At 33.6% G+C, this 22,962-nt stretch carries 17 protein-coding genes; 5 read left to right on the top strand and 12 right to left on the bottom strand.

Annotated elements, in window-relative coordinates; all coding sequences use genetic code 11:
- Window positions 1-60 precede the first annotated feature (60 nt).
- Both E0I26_RS13880 and E0I26_RS13875 read left to right on the top strand, forming a co-directional pair.
- Window positions 61-2,694 (top strand): valine--tRNA ligase, encoded by a 2,634-nt coding sequence (locus E0I26_RS13880; protein ID WP_131917042.1) that lies wholly within the window; start codon window positions 61-63, stop codon window positions 2,692-2,694.
- Window positions 2,695-2,959: 265 nt separating this feature from the next.
- Window positions 2,960-3,337: a hypothetical protein gene (locus E0I26_RS13875; protein ID WP_131917041.1), complete on the top strand. Its 378-nt coding sequence runs from the start codon at window positions 2,960-2,962 to the stop codon at window positions 3,335-3,337.
- A 178-nt stretch (window positions 3,338-3,515) separates the two neighbouring features.
- On the opposite strand, the gene E0I26_RS13870 is transcribed toward E0I26_RS13875, so the two are convergent.
- The 10 genes from E0I26_RS13870 to E0I26_RS13825 all read right to left on the bottom strand — a co-directional run bounded on the left by E0I26_RS13870 (window position 3,516) and on the right by E0I26_RS13825 (window position 17,468).
- Entirely contained in the window at window positions 3,516-5,420 is a 1,905-nt protein-coding gene (locus E0I26_RS13870; protein WP_131917040.1) for an alpha/beta fold hydrolase, read from the bottom strand.
- Between the two features lie 136 nt (window positions 5,421-5,556).
- Window positions 5,557-6,105: a PepSY-associated TM helix domain-containing protein gene (locus E0I26_RS13865; RefSeq protein WP_131917039.1), complete on the bottom strand. Its 549-nt coding sequence runs from the start codon at window positions 6,103-6,105 to the stop codon at window positions 5,557-5,559.
- 126 nt (window positions 6,106-6,231) lie between these two features.
- Complete coding sequence (locus E0I26_RS13860) at window positions 6,232-8,451, bottom strand: TonB-dependent siderophore receptor (RefSeq protein WP_131917038.1); 2,220 nt, start codon at window positions 8,449-8,451, stop codon at window positions 6,232-6,234.
- Between the two features lie 189 nt (window positions 8,452-8,640).
- Window positions 8,641-9,774: a PepSY-associated TM helix domain-containing protein gene (locus tag E0I26_RS13855; RefSeq protein WP_131917037.1), complete on the bottom strand. Its 1,134-nt coding sequence runs from the start codon at window positions 9,772-9,774 to the stop codon at window positions 8,641-8,643.
- A 64-nt stretch (window positions 9,775-9,838) separates the two neighbouring features.
- The gene (locus tag E0I26_RS13850) at window positions 9,839-12,211 is read right to left on the bottom strand and encodes a TonB-dependent receptor (protein WP_131917036.1); all 2,373 of its coding nucleotides are present in this window, start codon (window positions 12,209-12,211) and stop codon (window positions 9,839-9,841) included.
- A 198-nt stretch (window positions 12,212-12,409) separates the two neighbouring features.
- The gene (locus E0I26_RS13845; protein WP_131917035.1) at window positions 12,410-12,889 is read right to left on the bottom strand and encodes a DUF6265 family protein; all 480 of its coding nucleotides are present in this window, start codon (window positions 12,887-12,889) and stop codon (window positions 12,410-12,412) included.
- 265 nt (window positions 12,890-13,154) lie between these two features.
- Window positions 13,155-15,446, bottom strand: coding sequence for a DNA topoisomerase 3 (locus E0I26_RS13840; protein ID WP_131917034.1), 2,292 nt, complete (start codon window positions 15,444-15,446; stop codon window positions 13,155-13,157).
- Between the two features lie 453 nt (window positions 15,447-15,899).
- A complete protein-coding gene (locus E0I26_RS13835) occupies window positions 15,900-16,259 on the bottom strand; it encodes a hypothetical protein (protein ID WP_131917129.1) in 360 nt (119 codons plus the stop codon).
- A 4-nt stretch (window positions 16,260-16,263) separates the two neighbouring features.
- Window positions 16,264-16,614 (bottom strand): hypothetical protein, encoded by a 351-nt coding sequence (locus tag E0I26_RS13830; RefSeq protein WP_131917033.1) that lies wholly within the window; start codon window positions 16,612-16,614, stop codon window positions 16,264-16,266.
- Window positions 16,615-16,616: 2 nt separating this feature from the next.
- Window positions 16,617-17,468 carry a hypothetical protein gene (locus tag E0I26_RS13825; protein ID WP_131917032.1) on the bottom strand — a complete coding sequence of 284 codons (852 nt, stop codon included), beginning with the start codon at window positions 17,466-17,468 and terminating at the stop codon, window positions 16,617-16,619.
- Between the two features lie 169 nt (window positions 17,469-17,637).
- Here E0I26_RS13825 and E0I26_RS13820 point away from each other — a divergent pair, with 169 nt between their 5' ends.
- The 3 genes from E0I26_RS13820 (at window position 17,638) to E0I26_RS13810 (ending at window position 19,248) form a co-directional block, all read left to right on the top strand.
- Window positions 17,638-18,021, top strand: coding sequence for a helix-turn-helix domain-containing protein (locus E0I26_RS13820; protein WP_131917031.1), 384 nt, complete (start codon window positions 17,638-17,640; stop codon window positions 18,019-18,021).
- 231 nt (window positions 18,022-18,252) lie between these two features.
- Window positions 18,253-18,729 (top strand): Panacea domain-containing protein, encoded by a 477-nt coding sequence (locus tag E0I26_RS13815; RefSeq protein ID WP_131917030.1) that lies wholly within the window; start codon window positions 18,253-18,255, stop codon window positions 18,727-18,729.
- A gap of 3 nt (window positions 18,730-18,732) precedes the next feature.
- Entirely contained in the window at window positions 18,733-19,248 is a 516-nt protein-coding gene (locus E0I26_RS13810; RefSeq protein ID WP_131917029.1) for a hypothetical protein, read from the top strand.
- 210 nt (window positions 19,249-19,458) lie between these two features.
- On the opposite strand, the gene E0I26_RS13800 is transcribed toward E0I26_RS13810, so the two are convergent.
- Window positions 19,459-21,801 carry a DGQHR domain-containing protein gene (locus E0I26_RS13800; protein WP_131917028.1) on the bottom strand — a complete coding sequence of 781 codons (2,343 nt, stop codon included), beginning with the start codon at window positions 21,799-21,801 and terminating at the stop codon, window positions 19,459-19,461.
- A gap of 3 nt (window positions 21,802-21,804) precedes the next feature.
- A complete protein-coding gene (locus E0I26_RS13795) occupies window positions 21,805-22,617 on the bottom strand; it encodes a DNA adenine methylase (RefSeq protein ID WP_131917027.1) in 813 nt (270 codons plus the stop codon).
- Window positions 22,618-22,962 lie beyond the last annotated feature (345 nt).

Below are 22,962 nucleotides of genomic sequence, written 5' to 3'. Positions count from 1 at the left end.
TTATTCGTTTAACTGAATCAACAAACAATTGAATTTAACGATTAAACGATCCACAATAAAATGACAATTCCTGCACAATTTGACGCTAAAACTATTGAGAATAAGTGGTATGACTACTGGATGAAGAACAATTATTTTCACTCAGAACCAGACCATAGAACACCATATACCATAGTAATTCCTCCGCCTAATGTCACCGGAGTTTTGCACATGGGACACATGTTGAACAACACTATTCAAGATGTATTAATTAGAAGAGCGCGGCTCAAAGGTTTCAATGCTTGTTGGGTTCCAGGAACTGATCACGCATCGATTGCTACCGAAGCCAAAGTAGTAGCCAAATTAAAAGCCGAAGGAATCAATAAAAATGATTTAACACGCGAAGAATTTTTGGCTCACGCTTGGGAATGGACTGATAAATACGGTGGTGTGATTCTGGATCAATTGAAAAAACTAGGCGCTTCCTGTGACTGGGAAAGAACCAAGTTTACGATGGATCCTGATATGTCAGCTTCTGTAATTCGTTCTTTTGTGGATTTATACAACAAAGGCTTGATTTATAGAGGATACCGCATGGTAAACTGGGATCCTGAAGCGAAAACTACTCTATCTGACGAAGAAGTAATTTACGAAGAACAACAAGGGAAATTATATTTCTTAAAATATAAAATCGAAGGAAGTGAAGACTTCCTGACGATTGCAACCACGCGTCCGGAAACTATTTTTGGAGATACGGCTATTTGTATTAATCCAAATGATGAACGTTTTGCTCATTTGAAAGGCAAAAAAGCAATTGTGCCAATTTGTGGAAGAGTAATTCCAATTATCGAAGATGAATATGTTGATATTGAATTTGGAACGGGATGTTTGAAAGTGACTCCGGCGCACGATATGAATGACAAAGCACTAGGGGAGAAGCATAATTTGGAGATTATTGATATTTTCAATGAAGATGCGACTTTAAATAGTTTTGGTTTACACTACCAAGGAAAAGATCGTTTTGTGGTTCGTGAGGCAATTGCCAAAGAGTTAGAAACTATTGGTGCATTAGCCAAAACAGAAACACACTTGAATAAAGTAGGAACTTCTGAAAGAACCAAAGCGGTTATCGAACCTCGTTTGTCAGATCAGTGGTTCTTGAAAATGGAAGATTTGGTAAAACCGGCTATTAAATCTGTTTTGGTTGATGGTGAAATTAAATTGCATCCAGCACGTTTTAATAATACGTATGCACATTGGTTAAATAACATTCGTGACTGGAATATTTCCCGTCAATTGTGGTGGGGACAACAAATTCCGGCTTATTTCTACGGCGACGGTAAAGAAGATTTTGTAGTTGCTGAATCTATCGAAGAAGCTTTAGAATTGGCAAAGACTAAAACTAACAACCAAAACCTAACCACCGAAAACCTAAAACAAGATGTAGATGCTCTTGATACTTGGTTCTCTTCTTGGCTGTGGCCAATGTCGGTTTTTGGAGGAATTATGGATCCGGAAAGTGAAGATTTTAAATACTATTATCCAACGAATGATTTAGTAACCGGACCGGATATTTTGTTTTTCTGGGTAGCTAGAATGATTATTGCGGGTTATGAATATACAGGCAAAAAACCATTTACGAATGTGTACTTGACTGGTTTGGTTCGTGACAAACAAAGACGTAAAATGTCTAAATCATTAGGAAATTCACCTGATCCTTTGGATTTGATTGAAAAATTTGGTGCCGATGGTGTTCGTGTTGGATTGCTTTTGAGTGCTTCTGCAGGGAACGACATCATGTTTGACGAAGAATTGTGTAACCAGGGAAAAGCGTTTACCAATAAAATTTGGAATGCGTTCAAACTAATAAAAGGTTGGGAAGTTTCGGATACTATTCCGCAGCCGGAATCTTCAAAAGTGGCAATTGAATGGTATGAAGCCAAATTGCAACAAACCCTTTTAGAAATTGAAGATAATTTTGAAAAATACAGGATTTCCGATGCTTTAATGGGAATTTACAAATTGGTTTGGGATGATTTCTGTTCTTGGTTTCTCGAAATGATAAAACCGGCATACCAACAGCCAATTGACAGCGTAACTTTGGCGAAAGCCATAGAAATGCTTGAAAATAACTTGAAATTATTGCATCCGTTTATGCCGTTCTTGACAGAGGAAATTTGGCAGATTCTTGCCGAAAGAACTCCTGAACAAGCTTTAATTGTTTCGACTTGGCCAGAAATGAAACCTTTTAATGCAGGTCTAATTGCTGATTTTGAAAATACAATTGAAGTGATTTCTGGGATAAGAACGATTCGTAAAGACAAAAATATTCCGTTTAAAGATACAATCGAATTGAAAGCGGTAAACAATGATAAAGCTTCAACGTATTTTGATTCAGTGGTGACTAAATTAGGAAACATCACTTCGTTAGAATATGTTTCGGATAAAGTGGATGGCGCTTTGTCTTTCCGTGTAAAATCGAATGAATATTTCATTCCAATTACTGGAAATATTAATGTAGAAGAGGAAATTGCAAAACTTACTGCAGAGTTAGTGTATACGCAAGGTTTCTTGAAATCTGTTCAAAACAAACTGGCAAATGAAAAATTTGTGGCGGGTGCGCCAAAGAAAGTTTTGGCAAACGAAAGACAAAAAGAAGCGGATGCTTTAGCAAAAATTGAAACCATTGAGCATAGTTTGGCTGGATTGAAATAAAATTTAGCTTATTTATAACATTCAAAATCCCATCTCATTTTATAACGTGATGGGATTTTTTTTGTTGAAAAATTGAATAAATAATTTCGTCTTTGGTAAAAGGGGAATACTTGCGATTTATTATAATTTGATAATATTTCATCGATAAACGTCAATTGTATTGTGATTTAAAGAGTATTTTCTCCTTTAAACGATTTTTGTGCATTTTCTGAAATATTGTTAATATGTTTGTCATAGAATTCTCAATCATTAGATTAGTATAGAAATGAAAAAAATATTTAGTCCAACATATAGACAACATTATTTTGAAGGATATTCAATTGGTTTGAATCCATTTCTGGAATTTAATTATGCAAAAAGGAATGAAGCTTTTATTGCTGGATTTGATTCAGGAAGATCGGATTATGAGAGGATGAACGGATGTATTAGTGATGGAATTCCACAATGTATTGTTACTAATAAAGTTTTGGAAGATTTTCTTTTGGCGGGTTTACTAGGCTTAAGTATCGATACAGATGGCTATACTTCACATCAGATGAATTTGATAACAAAATGGTATCAAAGTGGTGTAGAGAAATATGAGCCAAATCAAAGTATCTCTCTTTTTGAATTACTTGAAAAAAACGGAATTCAAATAAATTAAACTTTTTATACAATGTCTCGCAACTTCAATTAAGTTGGTTACAATTCACCAAATTTTCGGTTGGTTTATATATTGAACGGAACATAGTATAGCTGTATTTGAAAGTTTTAGGATAAAAAAAACTATCTCGTTGTAAGAATGAGATAGTTTTTTTCTTTAAACTTATTTTTCAATTATTCTATTTCTTCGATTTTAGGTATTTATCTAAGAAGAGTAATGTTGTTTTTGTTGTGGCAATTTGGTTTTCCTTTTTCTGAAAACCATGTCCTTCATCTGGATATACTACATATTGAACCGGCACTCCATTTTTCTTTACTCCAACTACAATTTCATCACTTTCTACAGGCAATACTCTTACATCATTGGCACCTTGGAAAACAAGTAATGGTTTGTTTATTTTATCGTAATTGTATAATGGTGATATTTTTTTCAATCGAATACTATCAGCAGTATAGGGATCTCCCATTTCATCATATAGCGCTTTACGGAATGATTCCCAATAAGGAGGAATACTTTTTAATGTTCTAGGCCAATTTGCAACACCAAATAAATCCACACCTACTTTAAATTCTTCAGGATGGAATGCTAATGCGCCTAAAACCATGCATCCGCCATAGCTTCCGCCATAAATACCAATAGCATTCGGATCAATATAATCCTGTTGTGTTAGCCACTTTTTGCCCCAAATACAGTCTTTTAAATCTCCGTTGCTGTGATCTTTATTATCCATTTTGTAAAATGTTTTTCCATAGCCACTACTACCACGATTGTTTACGGCCAAAACCGCATATCCTTTATTAACAAGATATTGTATGGTGTTTGAATATCCAATGCGACTTTGCCCGCCAGGTCCGCCGTGCACCCAGATTAATGCCGGAACTTTATTGTTTTTGGAAGCTTGCAAAGGTTTGTAATAAATGGCTGGAATTTCTTTGCCATCAAAAGACTTGAAACGAATCACTTCGGCTTTTACAAGGTCATTCTGATTAATTTTTTTGCTCAGAGTGGAGGTCAGTTGTTTTAGTTTTTTGGAAGGGATATCATAAAGATATAAGTTTGGCGAGCTGGTACTGCTCCCTACTGTCAGTAATAATTTATTTTCACTATTGGAAATGATTACATTTATTACATCACCATCATCAAAGTCTGGTAGCTTTAGCGGTTTTCCGGTAGCATGTTCAAAAAGTAGTACTTTATTTTTTCCATCATTGTTCACAAAAATAATACGATATTTTTCCTTTTCACTTAAAGACATATACATTACATCCCATTTATCTTCAAATATTTTTTCTGATTTTCCAGTATTGATATTGTATTTGATTAGCGAACTGAATTCTTTATCTTCATTACTGGTATAATAAAAAATGCTGTCATTTTTTTCAAAAGCCATCGGACTCCAATTTGCTTCTTTATCGCTACTGAGACGTTTGGTTGTTTTGGTCTTACTATCGTATAAATACATTTCGTTTTTATCCGTAGTGATTTCTTTGGTAAGTGCTATATAGCGTTCCGTTTTACTAATTACTGACGGGGTTAAACCGGATTCATTTTGGTACAAAATCGTTGGTTTCCAGGTTAGAGAGTCTAATTTTAAAATATCAAAATACTTTACATCTCGCTTGTTACTATTTATGTACATGCTTTTCTTGTCATGGCTCCAGCCAATAAAGCTATTGGCACTATTTGCCCAAGGAGTGATGTCTTTTGGATTATTACTTTTACGATCCATTAGAAATAAATGAGAATTCTCATTTCCTCCTTCATCTGCCGAATAAATAAATTTAGAACTTCCAGGTAAATAATCTACAGTATAAATACTTTCTTTAGTAGATTTTGTCAATGCTATAGCAGTAGTATCAGCGATAGATAACTCATACGCATTGTAGATTCCTGTAGTGTTATTGTTTATTAGGACTTTAGTTTCATCGTCATTAAACCCTGATGCACTTATCGATTTGGTATTGTAAAAATCTTCTAAGTCATACTGTTCAGGCAAACGTGCTTCCTCCTTTTTTTTTCCATCTTTACATGATGAAAGTATTATGATTAATAAAGTCCCAAATAAAATAGATGTTTTTTTCATAATTTAAATTTTGTTAAGTCATTATATATCAATTGTTACTATCAAATATATGAAAAAAATAATAGTTTGGTAAAAAACAGAAAACCCCGTCTATTTCTAAACGAGGTTTTTGAATGTTATGTCTTAAATTTGAATTTTAACCCAGAAAAAACAAGAAAATCAACGGAAATAAAATTCCTGCCAGAGCGAGTTTCCAACCGCGTTCTTTGAAACTGAACTTTCCTGCTTTTACCATAATAGTTCCTGTCAGTGCAATAATAATTAAACTCAGTGCAAAAATATCAGAATAATAAATCCAAAAATTAGAAGTGCTTTTATGCAATTTCATCGTTTGGCTGATGATTGGTGTTTTTATAAAAGATACAATTTCTCCTTTTCCAGTTTTCATATCAATTTCGACATCGTGTTTTTCAAAAGAAATTTTAAAGACTTCTTTCTTTACATTATGGCGTCTGAACTTGTCATCAATACCCAATTGTTTTCCTAAATCTTCCGCAAATTTTTCATTGATTTCACTTTCTGCAGGAAGCTTTACTTCAATAACTTTAGTCTCGGTAGTGTATTTATCAGGATGCCAATATTCTCTGTGGTTCATCATAAGCCCTGATAAAGCAAAGGAAACGATGAGTCCAATATAGAAGTAACCTAAATCTCTATGTAAATTTCTGAAAGTCTTTTTTTTCATTGTATATGCTGGTTTTGCGTTTGCAAAAATAATCTATTTGGGTATAAAAATTCAAAAACTTTTTTCTGTTTTTCGATAACTGATTCAGTCAGAAAAAAGTTTTTGAATGTGTTTGCCCTGATCGTCTTAGAACTTGTATTTTAATGATGTCATTACCATACGCGGAGCGATTGGGTTTACACTGTAATTTTCGTGTACTGTATAGTTCAGCTCATTAGTAATATTTGATAATCTACATAAGATAGAAAATTGTTTCCAGTTGTAACCTGCAGACACATCAATTGTGGTGTATCCTTCTAAAGGAATTTCTCTGTCTCTGATGGTAGTAACTGGTGGAGTTCCTGTAATTTGAATGTCATTATTCCAACCACCAACTCTTTTTCCAATATAGTTTCCGATTGCTCCAAAAGAAACACCTTTTAGGATGCCAGAAGGCAATGTGTAGAAAAAGCTTAAATTAGCGGTGTTTGCTGGTGTTCTTGCTAAACGGTCTCCTTCTATAAAACTTCCGTGTAATCCTGAAGTTTTAGTGTAGCGCATATCGTTATAACTGTAACCGGCTATGATATTCAAACCTTCAGTAGGTTTTGCAGTGATGTCAATTTCTATTCCTTTGCTTTTAGTTGCTCCGCTCAAAACTTTTACAGTAGAATCTGTATTTTGTGTAACTCCATCTGCTTTAAATCCGGCTGTTTGAGCTAAATTGCTATTTGAAATTTGATATAAAGTTACATTGGTACTCAAAACTCCTCTCCAGAAATCTTTTTTAACTCCAACTTCATATTGGTCTATGATTGAAGGTTCAATTGCTTTTAAGTCAACTGTTGTTCCAGTATTTGGTGTAAATGAGTTTGAGTAGCTGGCAAACAATGACATGTCTTTGGTTGGTTGAAATACAAGTCCTAGTTTTGGAGTAAAAGCTTGATCTTTACGTTTTGGAGCTTCTGTAACTGTATTTTTAACTAAGTCGTAAGTGTCCACTTGTGTTTCTTGCCAAGACCAACGAATTCCTGCCAAGACTTTAAATTTTTCGGTAATCGAAATTAAATCTTGTGCGTAGATTCCAAAACGGTTCGTGTCTGCTTTTACTATTTTGGTAGCATTAGCATTTGGGATAGCTCCACCTTGATTAAAATTGTCGAAATCAAAAATGTTACCGCTGCCATAAGTTGGTGTGCCAAATGTAAAAGTATAAGCTTCTGTAAATGAGTTTTCCATATCAACACCTGTAAATAGTTGGTGTTTTATTTTTCCTGTCGAGAAATTTCCTTGTAAGCTTAATTGTTCTCCAATTATTTGTTCCAGGTTTTTATTTTGTCCCAATGGTCTTTTCCAGTCACCGTTTGCTGCAGGCTGAATACGTTCCGTTCCTTTTGAAGTTCTGTTGTAATCTTGAAAAGAAGTATTGAAATTTAGTTTCCAATTGGTGTTCAAATCATGTTTTACTGATGCAGAAACAGTAGCTTGTTTTGTTTGACCATTAGACCAAGTTGCGCCTAAATAGGTGCTTCGAGGAAGGTCTACAATTTCTTTTCCGATGATTCCAGTCCCAAAATCAGGTGTCCAGTCATCGTGCAAGTAATCTCCTTGTAATGTGATTTCTGTTTTTTTGCTTACTTTGAAAAGAAAAGAGGGGTTAATATAGTAACGCTCTTTTGTTACGTTATCTCTGAAGCTTTCCGAGTTTTCATAAGAACCTGTAAATCGGTAAGCGATAATATCATTCAATGGACCGTAAATGTCAATTGACGGTTTGTAAAAAGAATAACTTCCCATTTGCATGGATAGTTCTCCTCCTTTTGTGAAAGAGGGTGATTTTGTCACCATATTCAATATTCCGCCAGGCGCTACATTTCCGAATAATAAAGCGGCACTACCTTTTAATACTTCTACTTTTTCTAAAGATGAAACTTCTGGGATAGAACCACTGCTAAAACGAAATCCATTTTTAAACATATTATTGGCTGACATGTCGTATCCTCTTGAGAAGAAAGATTCTTGCGCTCCACCACGTGCTGAACTAACGTAAACACCATTTACATTTTTTATAACATCGCTTAGTCTGATTGCTTGTTGTTGACCAATGATTTCAGCACCAATTACTTGTATGCTTTGCGGAGTGTCCATCGGTTTTAAACCAGAACGTAAGGCAGATACGGGTGCTTTTTGATGATTAGAAGTGATGATTACTTCTTTAAGAGTCCCTCCTTTTTTATTTTTTATGGTGTCAGAAACAGTGTCGAAAGCTTCAATAGCGTTTGTGTTTTCTGTATCATTTGCTGCTGTTTGTGCAAAGCCAGCCAGGCTACATAAAAAGGTTAACGAAAGCGGTAAAATATATTTCATGATTGTTTATTTGGAATAATTAAAAATAACGATGCAAATATAGAATCCAATTTTGGTTTAACAAAACTTATTTAGATTAAATATGAATAGTAATTTAAAAATATTTTTTACGCAGTTGAAATACAGTATTTTAACACCATAAAAAAACCTTGCTTATTTAGAGCAAGGTTTTGGTTTAAGGTCGATATGTTAAATTTTCGGCTTTGATTTTCTGTTTCGTCCCCACCAAATATAGAATCCGGATATTGGAAGACTCGCAATAAGTAAGCTGGTCAGAAATGCAAATATTTTGCCTGGCAAACCTAATATGGCTCCTGTGTGAATGTCATAATTCATTTTAATCAGGTTATCGGCAATTTTGGCATCTTTCTGTCTGCCCCATAAATGAGAAACGTTCATTTCTTTTAAGCTGTATTGATCAAAATAACGGTAATCTATTTTCCAATAGGTTCCTTTGTCTAAATTAGCATTGGCGGCTATTGGTGAAGCAACTGTTTCTGGCGGATGTATTTCTATGGATTCCGCTTGAGGATATTCTTTTTGCATTTTATGCCAGATTTTATCCAATGGGTTTGCGATTGCATTAGTTGTTGTATTTATTTTCGAAAGCGGTTCTTCATATAACAATGATTTTTCACCACCGGACACTTTATAATAGGAATACGCAAACCATTGAAATCCCCATACTAAACCCGTAATGGCAAAAATAATTCCGATTATAAGCATATAAAAACCTGTGATATTATGTAAATCGTAATTTTTTCTTTTCCACTTCGTGCCATTTTTCCATTTGAACCAAAAGCGCTGTTTTGCCGCATTTTTATTTTTGGGATACCAAAGAATCAATCCCGAGACTAATAATACAAGAAAAATTAAGGTGGCTACGGAAACTACGACTTGACCAATTTCATGGGGAAGCCATAAGTTAAAATGTCCGTCTAGTATAAAAGGAAAGAACCCTTCCTCATTGTTTACCGTTTTCAAAACTTTTCCTGTATAAGGATTTATAAAGATCGTATAGTAATACGTGGGTTCATAATGATAAAATTCAGCTTCTACGGCATTATTTTTTTCGTTGTATTTTACAGCATGGAGTAGTTTATTTGGAAGCTCTTTTTTAGCAATTGCAGCTAATTTTGAAGGAGGTAAAAAAGCATCCTCCTGTTCTTTTACAAAACGATATTCTTCAGTGCTGTTTTGTATTTCTTCCTGAAAAGCATACAAACAACCCGTTATGGCAATTATAAAAACTATTATGCCCGATGATAAACCCAACCATAGGTGTACTTTTCCTATCAGTTTTTTGAAATTATTATTTTTCATTAAAAATGGATAAAACTCCCCACCGAAATGAGGAGTTTAGTTAAACAAACAAAACTAACTAACTCTAAAATTTATACCCAACAGATAAGCGCATGTTGGTTCCGGCTTCTGTTTGCCAGTAATACATGGTGTTATAGCTATAATATCCTCCAGAATACAAGTATTTATTCAAGATATTATTGACAACAAGGTTGACTGATATTTTGTTTTTTTGGTAAGTAACCCCTCCGTCCAATCGGAAATAGTCTGGAAGCATTCCTGTATTATCAGGTGAAATAAACCAAGGTGCTCTCTTTACTTGGTATTGGTATCCTAATGAAAAACCAACTCCATTTAGTGTCCCTCTATCTATTTTATAATTCAACCAAGCATTTTGTATATGCCTTGTCGTTCCTGCTACTGGAGTGCCCACAAGCGATTGATCAGTGTCTTTGGTTGTTTTTCCTTCCGTGAAAGCGTAGTTTACAATAAGATCTAAGTTTTTGAAAATTTCACCTCTAAGGTCTACCTCAAACCCTTTTGTTTTTTGTTGTCCACTTTCTCTACTGAATTGGTTTGTAGAATTGGAATGTTCAGGATCTAATGTTAGTACATTGTTTTTGGTTATTTGGTAAACGGAAACAACTGAATTCCATTTTCCGTTCAACCAGTCTCTTTTTAAACCGAATTCTATATTCCCTCCAGTTTCAGGTTTAAAAGATTTGCCTTGCCAGTCCGCACCGTAGTTCTCATTAAAAGATTGATCGTTCACAAAATAGGCGGCCGTGTTTTTATCAATAGAATAACTCAAACCTACTCTTGGCGTAAATTTTTCGTTTTTGGTACCCCCAGAGTAAACATTATACGCTTTAAGTACAGTGTATCTTCCTGCCAATGTTAATCGAAGTTTATTGTCAAAGAAACCTAATTCGTCCTGCACATATAGCGCTTTGTAACTGTTTTGGTATTTTACACCTCTATCTTCCAAGCTTTTACTTCTGTCAAAAGTAGGAGAGGCGGCCAGTGTTCCGTGTACCGGATTGTATATGTCTAAATCAGGCATTGTAAAGGTTTGTGACCAGTCATGAAAAAATGTTTTATCACTTAAATCCAATCCTGATAGTATTTTGTGGGTTACGGATCCTGTTTTAGCTTCGCCATTTATAAAAGCTTGTCCAACATATATTTTTCCTAAAATATCCCAATTTCCACCGGCACGTTTAAGAATCGCATCATTGTTTGGGTCAAAGCCAGCAGGCCATAATGACATTCCTTCCTGTTGGTAATTAAGATAGGATGTTTGAGCCGTTAATTTCCAGTTGTCGCTTATTTTATGGTCTAAAATGGCAAGAATATTTCTTTCTGTCATTTTTGTCGGGTCTAAATTTGATTCTGAAGTGGTAAAGTTTCTTGGCAAATCAGCGTACCCTTTTTTAGAAAAGGCATAGTTACTCCCAACGGCATTTACTTTAGAGAATTGTTGCGTGTATTCCAGTGTAATTGCTGTTTTATCGGTTGCCAAATATTTAAGTACAGGAGCAAATGTGTAGCGGTCATTAAAATCAAAATCACGGTAACTTTGTTTCTTTTCGCCCATTACATTAATGCGGTACAATAGTTTTCCATTTTTGGTCAACTTCCCATCAAAATCTAATGTTCCTCTATACATATCAAAACTTCCCAACGTTAAACTCGCTTCGCCTTTGGTACGTCCGCTTGGTTTTTTGGTAACTACATTATAAAAACCGCTCGGGTTACCGTTTGCGAGCATAAATCCTGCAGGACCTTTTACAAATTCAATCCGTTCTACCATACTCATATCCTCGGTAAGCGGACCCCAACTTGAGCTTACATTCATTCCGTTTCTAAAAGCGGCTACTTGACTGCCTCTCATCGTAATATTGGCATAATTATCCCAATGTTCCACTCTTGTAGCGCCACTCACATTGCGGGTCACACCTTCTAGCATATTGAAAATTTGTTGGTCTTGAATAAGTTTTCCAGTTATGACCTGAATATTTTGTGGTATTTCTATAATAGGAGATTGTAATCGTAGCGTAGATGAAACACGATTCGTTTTGAAAGCACTTTTGTTACTCAAAACCACCACTTGATTGAGTTCATTGTTCGATAAGGTAAGTTTTAGTGCCACGGCAGTAGCTTCTCCAGTAGTAATTTTTACTTCTTGCTCCAGGTCATTATACCCAACTAAAGTAACTTTTAGGATATGAACTCCTTCGGGCATGTTTTTTAGTGTAAAAATTCCATTGTTATCCGCAATAGTATTTTTGTTCGCTCCTTTTATAGAAACTGAAACTCCTTCGGCGGGTTTGTTGTCACTAGTCAAAATGGTTCCTTTTATGCTACCGGAGTTTTGGGCAAAAGCGGTGGTTATAGAAAGTAGCAATAGACAGGCGAGAAAAATAAATTGAGGTATTCGTTGTTTTAAATAGTTCATGATTAAAAATTAAAGAAGTTAAAGCTTATTTAGAATAAATAAGAATAAGACAAAAATAAAATTTAATTTTTATTTAACGAATATTATTTAGACTAATTAAAAATAATATTTTAACGAGATGATTTCCATAGTTTTGAGCATAAAAAAACCTTGCTTTTCTAGAGCAAGGTTTTGATTTGAGTATAAAATGTTAAACTTTTATTTGATTTTTTTCATCGAAAAACTCTCAGAGCTTGGTTTCCCTTGTTGGATTCCCGAAATTTTAGCAACCAAACTGTCAGGAGTAATTTGGCTGTAACTGATTTTTTGAGGATAATCGTGTTTCAAATTTTCAAATGCTACTTGTTTATCGGTTGCAGTTGTCAATTTGAAAGCCACTGGTTTATCGTTATTTTGTCCTTGTACAGTTGCGGTATAAGTCAGTTCTTCTCCTTTTTGTTGCAATGTTATAGATTCAAAATGCAAGGTATCTTTCTCTTTTATATAATAGGATTGTGCTTCAAAAGTACTGTCGTTTACTTTTTTCCAATTTTCCGTTAGATTACCATCTGCTGATTTGTTTTCCCAATTACCCAAAAGCCAACTTGCCGCTTTGATTTTTTCGTTTTTGCTTGAATCAGAATTTTTGCAGGAAACAATGGCTAACAAAAGCAGTAAAAGAGTCGTTTTTTGAAACATTGGTGTAAATTTTTGATGTTATTTTGAAAAGCTAAAGTATGAAAAAATAGAATAGTGTGCCTTTTTTAGTTTTGGAATATGCAAAAGAGTGACCCATCGAATTAATGGTTCATTGTGAATAATGAAGTAATCAGGCTAAAATAGTGATCAGATTCAGTTGAGTGTAGTTTTTTACCACATAGAGGCATAGAAATTCTAGTATTTAAAAAAGAGTTTGATAGAAGTTTTATTTCTATGTGGTAAAAAAAATATTTTTTAAATGTTCTTAAATACTTTCGTTCAAAATAGAATGCACTAATTCTTTAGTAGGTTTTTGATCATTTAGTTTCGTTCTGACCATATCAAAAGTGACTTTAAAATCACAGCCCGATTTATAATTGCTGCAACCATAAGCGGTTTTCCCTTTAAGAACTGTTCCTTTTTGACATTTAGGACAGGCTAATGCGTCTGGAATGATTTTCGCCAAAGTTTTCTTTGGTTCTAATACAAGTTTGAAATTTTCATCAAAGCGAAGCAAGCCTTCCACAGTGCCGGCATCGGTTTTGAAGTCTTTCAAATTTACGGTAGATCCTTTTTGAAGCAATCGCAAGTATTGGTTCTCGGATATTTTTTTATCTGCAAAAGTATAGGGCAATAGAAACGTGCAACCTGCTTTATAATCGCCGCATCCATAAGCGGATTTCCCTTTTATGAGCGTCGTTTTTTTGCATTTCGGACAGACTTCAGCCAAAATTCCTGCCGCTTTCTTTTTCTCTACTTTAGCGACTTCTTTTTGAGCATTTCCTGCATATGAGATATTGGCGCGTCTGGTTTCACTTCGTACTTCATACACTAAGACTTCAACCATGCGCTTCATATTCTTAATAAACGCAGCGGCGGTAAAGGTTCCTTTTTCAATATCTTTCAACTGCTTCTCCCAGGAACCCGTAAGTTCAGCCGACTTTACCAATTCATTCTGAATGGTGTCAATCAATTGGATCCCCGTTGGCGTTGGCAATACCTGTTTTTTGTTCCGAACGATGTATTGGCGTTTAAACAGGGTTTCGATAATATTGGCTCGTGTTGATGGGCGCCCAATACCGTTTTCTTTCATCAATTCGCGTAAATCTTCATCATCGACTTGTTTGCCCGCGGTTTCCATGGCGCGCAATAAAGTGGCTTCCGTAAACTGATTGGGTGGTTTGGTTTCCTTTTCTAAAAACGAGGGTTCGTGTGGTCCTTTTTCGCCTACAACAAAACTCGGTAATATATCGGCCTCTTTTTCTTTGGCGTTGGGGTCTTCAAAAACAACACGGAATCCTTTTTTTAAGATTTCTTTTCCGGTGGTTTTGAACAGGACATCGGCTGCTTTTCCTATTACTGTGGTATTGGCTACCAAACAATCATCATAAAACACGGCAATAAAACGTTTTACAATAATATCATACACTTGCTGTTGATTGTATTGCAAATTGTTTTGTACGCCCGTCGGGATAATCGCATGGTGATCGGTTACTTTTTTATCGTTGAAAACCTTGGTCGATTTTTTGATCTTTTTTTCTAAAAGAGGTTGCGTCAACGCAGCATAATTGGTTAAATTTTGCAGAATTCCGGGTACTTTTGGATAGATATCGTTTGGTAAAAACGTGGTATCGACTCTCGGATACGTGACTACTTTTTGTTCGTATAAAGTCTGAACAATTTTAAGTGTTTCATCTGCCGAAAACCCAAACTTTGTATTGCAATACACTTGTAAGCCAGTTAAGTCAAATAGTTTAGGCGCAAACTCATTGCCGTTCTTTTTTTCAACAGAAACAATTTCGAACTCACTTTCTTTGACTTTATCAGCCAAAATTTCGCCATCTTCCTTTTTCAAAAAGCGCCCGTCCTCATAGCTGAAAAGTGTCTCTCTGTATAAGGTTTGTAATTCCCAATACGGTTGAGGTTTAAAATTCTCAATTTCTTTAAATCGGTCAACGACCATGGCTAGAGTAGGGGTTTGCACCCGTCCAATAGACAATACCTGTTTGTACCCACCATGTTTTACGGTGTACAAACGGGTGGCATTCATACCGAGTAACCAGTCGCCAATGGCTCTGGAAAAGCCTGCGTAGTATAAATTATCGTAGTTGGCGGATGGTTTTAAATTTTCAAAACCCTCTTTGATGGCTTCGGTGGTTAAGGACGAAATCCATAAGCGTTGTACCTCGCCTTTGTACTGGGCTTCATTCATGACCCAGCGCTGAATGAGTTCTCCTTCTTGCCCGGCATCCCCGCAGTTGATGACCAACTCGGCTTTGTCAAATAAACTTTTTATGATTTTGAATTGCTTTTGAATCCCCGAATTTTCGACCACTTTGGTTTCGAATTTTTCGGGAAGCATGGGCAGGTTGTTCAAATCCCAACTTTTCCAATGGGGTTTGTAATCGTTAGGTTCTTTTAAGGTGCATAAATGCCCAAAGGTATAGGTTACGGCATAGCCATTGCCTTCGTAATACCCATCGTGTTTGGTATTGGCTCCTAAAACGGATGCGATTTCTCGTGCTACACTTGGTTTTTCGGCAATACAGACCTTCATTTTCTCCTTCTAATTTAAGGCCGCAAATTAGGGATTTAGAAGTTGGTATTGAAAAGAAATTGTATGGAGTTATCAACGAGTGTAAGTAGTGCAGGAGGCATTGGAAGGAATGAAGCAATGCTTATCGATGCTTTATTCATACACTATCCATACACTATCTATATACTATCTATATACTATCTATGCTTTATCAAATATTAAATAACTTTCGTAAAACAAAATAGTAACAAAAAAAGTTGTACAAATACAAGATCACGGAAACCTTAAGAATAAACGAACATAAATTTCATAAGTGTTTTTCACCTAAGTGTATTAAAAATAAGTGTTTCTCACTTGTTTTAAGTGTTTTTCACCCATACTAAGGATTTTTAATTTAAATTTGAATAATCATTTTTCACGGTCGCAGTGCACCAGAAGGGGGGTGCTAGTAGGATATGGTGCTCTAATAGAAGCCTATACTTTTTCAGTAGTTAATTTATTTAGTTCCTGCGAATCTGTAATAAGCATTTGATGCATTTCATCCAATAACTCAATTTCATCCAGAGGAAGTAACTGAGCCACGATTTCCAATACGAGCGCAACATTAATAGATGGATTTTTGATTGTCTCTGAAATTTCAGGCGCTTCTTGGTCTAATGCCAGAATGCATAATTTCAGCATGTTAGAAATAACATAAGCAAGTTCGCAATAATTTAGCACTCTGATTTCAGCAGTGTACATATCCGTTTTATCTGTAACAGGCTTTAGTGTGTTGAAATACCGAACGCTTAATTTTCTAATATTTTCTACCTTTTTAATTTCATTTGTGTCCATAATTCTATTCTTTGAGGTTGGTAGTTTCATCTTGTTTTTGATCATCGTTCCTAATCATTTCATGAATTTTATCCAATAATTCAGCTTCTTCTAATGGGACAAGCCGCAGCACAATTTCCAATACGCCTCGTATAGCACCGCAAGGATTTTTAATAGTCGTCACAGACTCTTGTTCTGCATCAAGTGCTATTAACGAAAGTCTTACAATGTCTAATATGAAAAAATGCAATTCGATATAACTTTTAACCGGCAACGTTATATTGTATTGTCCCTTTCTATCATTGGGTTGTAGGACTACAAAGCTTTTCCGGGCAATTCCTTTTAATTCTTCGAGGGTTTTAATTTCACTTGTCATGACTACTGTTTTTTAGGTTCAAGATTTTCCAAGCGTTCTAATTCTTTTTCCACAAGTTCGCAGGCTCTTTCATGAAAAAGATTGCATCTTTTTTCTAAAAGTTCTGTATCTAATAAACATGATCTTTTCGTACTACCCCAGCGAAGTGCGCTTGGGTGCGCTTTTAGTAAATCAAATAGTTTTTTATCTTCAGAGGTAGTTCGTGGGAATACATCAGAAGTAAGTGGCGTGAATACTTCACAGATATCAAACAAATAAGCCATTGAAAAATGATCGGGATGATATCCTAAAAAAACATTGATTAGCCCTAAACAGATTTGCTCTACAGCAATATGCATCATAGATTCCTGAACAAATCCAGTGTCCGTATAATCAATTTGATTCTCGCTTCTTAAAAATGTTTCAGCAATTTTAATTCTGTTTTTCCAATAGGAACGCAAGTAATCGACTTTACGTTTTGGAGTTTCATTAAAGTCTATGTTCAGAAGAACATTTTCATGTTCGTAAACTTTATAGCCTTTGGTTAAAACCTCATGGTAAAAATATAATTGATGTGGCGTGAGAAAATGAACCGATTTTGCTTTATGCAGTAACAGCGTTACTGTATAACGGCCTTCCGTTTTTGTTTTTACGATATCGCTAATATCCGCCACCGCATTAATGATATATTCATTTGTCAAAACCAATAAATAAAAATGCGTGTGTTTATCCTTTTTTGAGCTGTTTTCGGAAAAAGGATTTAAAACTGATTGTATTTTCTTTTTTTTTCCAAAACAGTACATACCGCTGATACTTATACTTTCAACAATAATGTTTTTAACTGTTTGTAATCCTACGTTGTCAATTGTTTTCATAATTTTACTTTTTTAAATTGATATAATGTCTGAAAAATTGTATTTTTGTTTAGGTCATGGCAAGGTCCGAACAGTTCCAGCCGTACCGAACCAATTACCATTGTATCACACAATTCATCATTGGTATTTTACCAATAAAAAATTCGCACCGATTTAATATCTTTGAAACATGAATACAACTACAAAACCAAAACATATAGGACGCAACATCAGTCGCATTAGAGAATTGCGAGGAATGAAACAAGAAGCGCTAGCAATAGCCATTGGTGTTAGCCAGCAAACGGTTTCTAATATGGAAGGTAGTGAGACAATTGAGGATGCACTTTTGGAAAAAATTTCAACAGCATTAAACGTTTCTCCAGAAGGAATAAGACAATTCAGTGAAGAAACTGTATTTAATATTATAAATAATACTTTTACAGATAGTAGTTCTAATAACAATAACTACTTATGTTCGATTAATCCATTGGATAAAATTCTTGAACTTTACGAACGTTTGTTACAAGCGGAAAAAGAAAAAATGGAATATTTAGAGAAGCTATTGAAAAAATAGAACGGCTAAATTTTATTATAAAAAGTAAAAGAAGAGACTGTAACAAGTCTCTTCTTTTGTATTGTAAGTGATCGTTTGCAGTAAGATTTTGGTGCTTGGAGCGGCTGGGGATTTTGAAACTGAGCATTTTTCTGTTAAACGTAAAAGTTATTATTTACGGTAATCCCATTAAAACCCCAATATCGCAAAAACGTGTGTTGGCAGTAGTGCTTTTTTAATTACCTTTGCAACATGAAATCATGGGATTTAGGACATATTATTACTCACTATGTCAATGAAAAAGGAGACACAGTTTCGCATAAAAAGTTACAAAAGTTACTTTTTTATGTTGACGCTTGGCATCTTGTTAATTTTGGAGAACCTTTATTAGAAGAAGACTTTCAAGCTTGGATGCATGGACCTGTTGTGCCTGAACTTTATCACCAGCTAAAAGAATTTGGATTTAATAACTTAAAAGTTATTAATGACGAAGAGGAAACAGTTGATAAAGAAATTGAAGCTATTATTACTAAAAATAGAATTGAAGATAAAGTTGAATTTATTTATTCTGTTTTAGATAATTACGGAAGTTTATCCTCTTTTGATTTAGAACTACTTTCTCATAGCGAGAAACCTTGGATAGATGCTAGAGGCGGTTGTTTGCCACATGAAAGATGTACAAATATTATTTCTAAAGCGTCTATGTTAGAATTTTATTCGACACTTTAACTAATGGCTAATAAGAGCGCAAAAAAATTCAATGTTGGAAATCCTCAAGGGCAATTAGATAAACTAAAACTTGATAATGATAAATATAAAGTAGGTGTAAAAGGGTTATCTTTTTATGATATAAGAGAAATGAAGCCAGTATTTGCTTTTGATTACCTTTCTTTAAATCAAACTGAATTATGTTATGATTGCAACAAACTTACGTCTGATGATTATTTAGGTTTTTTAACAGCTTTAAAAACTAATTCTCAATTTACTTATAATCAATTAAGAACAACACCTAATTTTAGATTTCATCCTATTGATTTTGAAAAAGACAAACTTTCTATTAAGCGAAAAGATTTTAAAAAAGCGCTTACATATAAACCAGATGAATTAGCTGACGAAGAATTACCCACACTTTATCAATTTGATTTGCATTATAAACAAAAATCAAGAGCTTGTGGTTTTCTGTACAAAGGAATTTTCTATTTAGTTTGGTTCGATAAAAATCATATTATTTATCCAGGTTCGAAATAGTATTACTGTCCCATGCCATGCCCGTGCGAGAATATTGCTCGTACGTACAATCTAATTCATGTCGATTTTCAAAATAGAATGGTCGTTATTATCGTAGTTTCTAGCACTTCTATATTTCCAATCTATTGGATCAATTACAAAACCTGTTTCTACGGGCACGGTTTACAAAATTACGATAACGATTGTGTTTATCAGAGCTGTCAAGTATTTTTATTTATAGAAATGATTATGTATTTTTTCTAAAAAGTCCACTTCTTTTTTATTGATACCTTTTTCTTTAGAACCTTCATGAGCTAATTGATTTCTATATGAATTAAAATATGATATCCATTTTAAAACTTCTTTTTTATTCTTACCAACTCCTATATCGATAGAAAATGTTTTTTCAAAAGTTATATAGTCGCTGTCGTTAATTTCAGGTCTTTTTGACCAATAATCTTCAATAATTTTATTGTAATCATTTATATTAAACATTTCAGTCCATTCCACTCTTTTAGATAATCCGTCTTTGTAGTTTTTTTTGTTTTCGGCGTTGGCTCTAAGTATACATGCAGATTGAATAGTTTCAATTTCTAATTCCCAATTATCGCCAAATAATATTTTTAGATTTGTGAGTATTGTTTTTTTCATAAACCGTTCAATCTCTTTTACATATTTTCTTCCATCAGTTTGATATTCTTCATTTTGACGTTCTTTCCAATCAATTAATTCACTTGGATTATAATCTGGATAAACAGAATTTACTATCGATTGAAAATATCGTAACCATTTTGTGTCTGCACCAGCTCCTAAAAGAGTAAGTTGATTATCCTCCTCCTCTTTGGTTAATTTACTAAGACCATCTAACAAAGCTTTTAAATAAGGTTTTATGATTAAAAATCTATCTGATGAATTTAATTGCTTACTTAAATTTCCTTTTTGTGTCTCAAATTTATTTAAATCTCCGATTAACGATATAAATGCAAATGTTCCTCTATTTGACAGTATAAAATATTTTTCTCTATTATATATATTGGGATATTCTTGTTCAACATAGTCGTAAGAGTGGATAATAAATTCAACAATTTTCTTTTTTGCCTTAATCATTTCTTGATTGTGATCATGGTTATTTGTGTCGTAAAGACTACCAATTAAAGAACCCTCATTATATTTATTTCCTTGAGCACTTGGCAATAGATGTGAATTTGCTATAGCAGCTGTAAAAGGCTTAAAAGTTAGAATTGCTTTGTCTTCTCCAACAGATATTTTATTAAATAATGGACTTGATTCGGAATTGGATAATTGTTTTATAATTGATGATCTTAATGCTTTTATTCTTGAATCTGCTCTTTCTGATTCCCAATATAAATCTTCTTCTAAATCTAATCTTAAACTTGGGCTAACTGCTTTTTGATTTTGATTTATGTCCATAAAAATTTCTAACTGTTCAATAGTTTCAAGACCATCAAACGCTACAACTGGAATAGTGTTGTTTTTAGCAAATTTTGATCCAGCATAACCATAAACTCTATGTTGTCCATCGATGATGTATGTAATACCATATGAATTCGGAATTTTTAATGTGCCAAAACAAGAATTTGAATCTCCTAGCTTTGATGAAGATTCAAATTGAACTTTATGTTTAGAACTATTAAAATTCACAATAATTGAATTAGGGAAATAACCTCCATCATCAATAAATTTTGTAATGCCTTTTAATCTGCTTGGAACTAATAATCTTTGGTAAGTGGGGAATTCTGTAACATTTGCTTTAGTTCGATGTAGAATAAATCCCATTTTTAAAAGTAAATGAGGTTCGATTGAAAACATATAATATTTTTTATTTCCCATTAAACCTTTTACCGCTGGAATTTCAATTTTATCTAAATTGATTAATTCATTCTTAAAAACTAAACCTAAAAATTGATATAATGATGCGGATTTATAGTTTTTGATTAAACTGTTTACATAGCTATAGGTGTTGTTGTCGTAAAAGAATGAATTCGTTGTTTTTAATCTTGATAGATCAATACTTTCGGGATCAAATCTTAAATTCCTTGTTGCAAATATGAATTTTATCTTGTAATGATTACCATAAATTTGACGCAATGATTTTTTAAAACCATCTAATCTTAAACTTAATAAATCAAATTCGTCTTTGTATGAAGGTGCTTTTTTGAAACTTTCACTTGATTTACATTCAATGATGAATATAGTCTCTTCATTTATTGCAATGAGATCTATTTGTTTAGTATCTTCAATGTTTTTACTAAAAGGTAAAATTAAATTTTCATCATAATTCATTTTTCTGAAACCTAATTCGTAAAATTGGCACCAAACATCGTCTTCAAATTTCTTAGAATGGTCTTTAACTTTGCGAAGCAAAGTTTTAGTTTTTAAAGGTTTTGCATATTCTTCCCAACCTTGTTTTGTATAATCTTCAACACGTGAATGATCAACACTTATTTGTTGATAATCTCCTTTTTTCGATTTGTAAGTTTTCCCTAAATTGGATAAATCATCAATGATTTTCCCTTTTATTGTATCTATTTGAAATTGATCTAAAAATGCCATAAACTATAAATTTGTAAATAAGTATTCTGAATATTGACCCCGAATTGAATTTTTCCCACCTACTACACTAGCTCTCGAAATCTCTAGTATTGTATCATTTTCTTTGTCAAATATTTCTCGAACTTTTGAATGAGCTGCATTTGTTAGAATATAATTAGCTCCAATTTCTTTTATTTGATCAATTGCATCTGTAAGACGATATTGATCGTCTAAAGAAAATATTTTTTGATTATACTGAACAAAACCATTTAAGTTATGAGCAATTGTATATGGTGGATCTAGAAAAACTAGATCATTTTCTCCGACATTATTTAAGGATTCTTGAAAATCACAATGCTGAATTGTTATGTTTTGTAAAAACTCACTTACCAATAAAATATTTACATAATCAAAATCATATTTTTCTCTATTTCCATATGGTACATTATATCCTCCATTTGCATTTACCCGATAAATTCCATTAAAAGACATTTGATTTAAGTATATAAATTGCGCCGCTTTTTGAAAGTTGTTTTCAAAATTTTGGGATCTAATTATATAATATGATTCTTTATCTTTTTTGAATTTTTTTAGATTTTCAATAACGTTATTTGGGTTTTCTCTTATTGCAAGATAAGTATCAATTAATTCTTTGTTTGCATCTGATATAAAAGCATTAGTTGGTTTTAAATGAAATAAAATGGCTCCACCACCAACAAAAGGCTCGTGGTAATTTTCGTAGTTATTAATGTTAACTAACTCGTCAATATCTTTTTTCAACCATCTTTTTCCGCCAGCCCATCTTAAAAACGGTTTTGCCAATTTAGTTTCCGCCATTGATTTTTTTTCAAATATATTTAAAATTTCTTTTTTCTACTGGTTTTCTTAATATTTGTGCCAACTTGCATAAATAAGTCTAACGATGTCCGACTTATTACCTCTAAATTGGGGCGTTTTGTCTGATAAACGTCAGTGTTTATTTATTTTCAAATATATAAATTAATACCGAAAATACTGATAAAAAACATTCTATTTTGGATTATCCTCCCAAAGTAACTCCTTTTGATTCAGGGATTTTACGGGAAACCGTAAATGCCTTTTTTTAACAAAAAACGACAACTTTTAGGGTTGTAGTTTCTTGTGTTTTAGCTTGTTTGTGGGTACGAGCAAGATGCTCGCACT

Source organism: Flavobacterium rhamnosiphilum, assembly GCF_004349195.1.
In the GTDB taxonomy this organism is placed as follows: domain Bacteria; phylum Bacteroidota; class Bacteroidia; order Flavobacteriales; family Flavobacteriaceae; genus Flavobacterium; species Flavobacterium rhamnosiphilum.
Note: the sequence above shows the minus strand (reverse complement) of the source record. Positions and strands in the feature narration are given on the sequence as shown.

Excerpts from the sequence above, each read along its gene's own strand:
- E0I26_RS13870 (WP_131917040.1), bottom strand. The coding sequence starts at position 5,420 with ATGAAAAAAACATCTATTTTATTTGGGACTTTATTAATCATAATACTT.
- E0I26_RS13795 (WP_131917027.1), bottom strand. The coding sequence starts at position 22,617 with ATGGCGGAAACTAAATTGGCAAAACCGTTTTTAAGATGGGCTGGCGGA.
- E0I26_RS13855 (WP_131917037.1), bottom strand. The coding sequence starts at position 9,774 with ATGAAAAATAATAATTTCAAAAAACTGATAGGAAAAGTACACCTATGG.
- E0I26_RS13880 (WP_131917042.1), top strand. The coding sequence starts at position 61 with ATGACAATTCCTGCACAATTTGACGCTAAAACTATTGAGAATAAGTGG.
- E0I26_RS13830 (WP_131917033.1), bottom strand. The coding sequence starts at position 16,614 with ATGACAAGTGAAATTAAAACCCTCGAAGAATTAAAAGGAATTGCCCGG.
- E0I26_RS13840 (WP_131917034.1), bottom strand. The coding sequence starts at position 15,446 with ATGAAGGTCTGTATTGCCGAAAAACCAAGTGTAGCACGAGAAATCGCA.
- E0I26_RS13860 (WP_131917038.1), bottom strand. The coding sequence starts at position 8,451 with ATGAAATATATTTTACCGCTTTCGTTAACCTTTTTATGTAGCCTGGCT.
- E0I26_RS13810 (WP_131917029.1), top strand. The coding sequence starts at position 18,733 with ATGGCTAATAAGAGCGCAAAAAAATTCAATGTTGGAAATCCTCAAGGG.
- E0I26_RS13845 (WP_131917035.1), bottom strand. The coding sequence starts at position 12,889 with ATGTTTCAAAAAACGACTCTTTTACTGCTTTTGTTAGCCATTGTTTCC.
- E0I26_RS13875 (WP_131917041.1), top strand. The coding sequence starts at position 2,960 with ATGAAAAAAATATTTAGTCCAACATATAGACAACATTATTTTGAAGGA.
- E0I26_RS13835 (WP_131917129.1), bottom strand. The coding sequence starts at position 16,259 with ATGGACACAAATGAAATTAAAAAGGTAGAAAATATTAGAAAATTAAGC.
- E0I26_RS13850 (WP_131917036.1), bottom strand. The coding sequence starts at position 12,211 with ATGAACTATTTAAAACAACGAATACCTCAATTTATTTTTCTCGCCTGT.
- E0I26_RS13825 (WP_131917032.1), bottom strand. The coding sequence starts at position 17,468 with ATGAAAACAATTGACAACGTAGGATTACAAACAGTTAAAAACATTATT.
- E0I26_RS13820 (WP_131917031.1), top strand. The coding sequence starts at position 17,638 with ATGAATACAACTACAAAACCAAAACATATAGGACGCAACATCAGTCGC.
- E0I26_RS13865 (WP_131917039.1), bottom strand. The coding sequence starts at position 6,105 with ATGAAAAAAAAGACTTTCAGAAATTTACATAGAGATTTAGGTTACTTC.
- E0I26_RS13815 (WP_131917030.1), top strand. The coding sequence starts at position 18,253 with ATGAAATCATGGGATTTAGGACATATTATTACTCACTATGTCAATGAA.
- E0I26_RS13800 (WP_131917028.1), bottom strand. The coding sequence starts at position 21,801 with ATGGCATTTTTAGATCAATTTCAAATAGATACAATAAAAGGGAAAATC.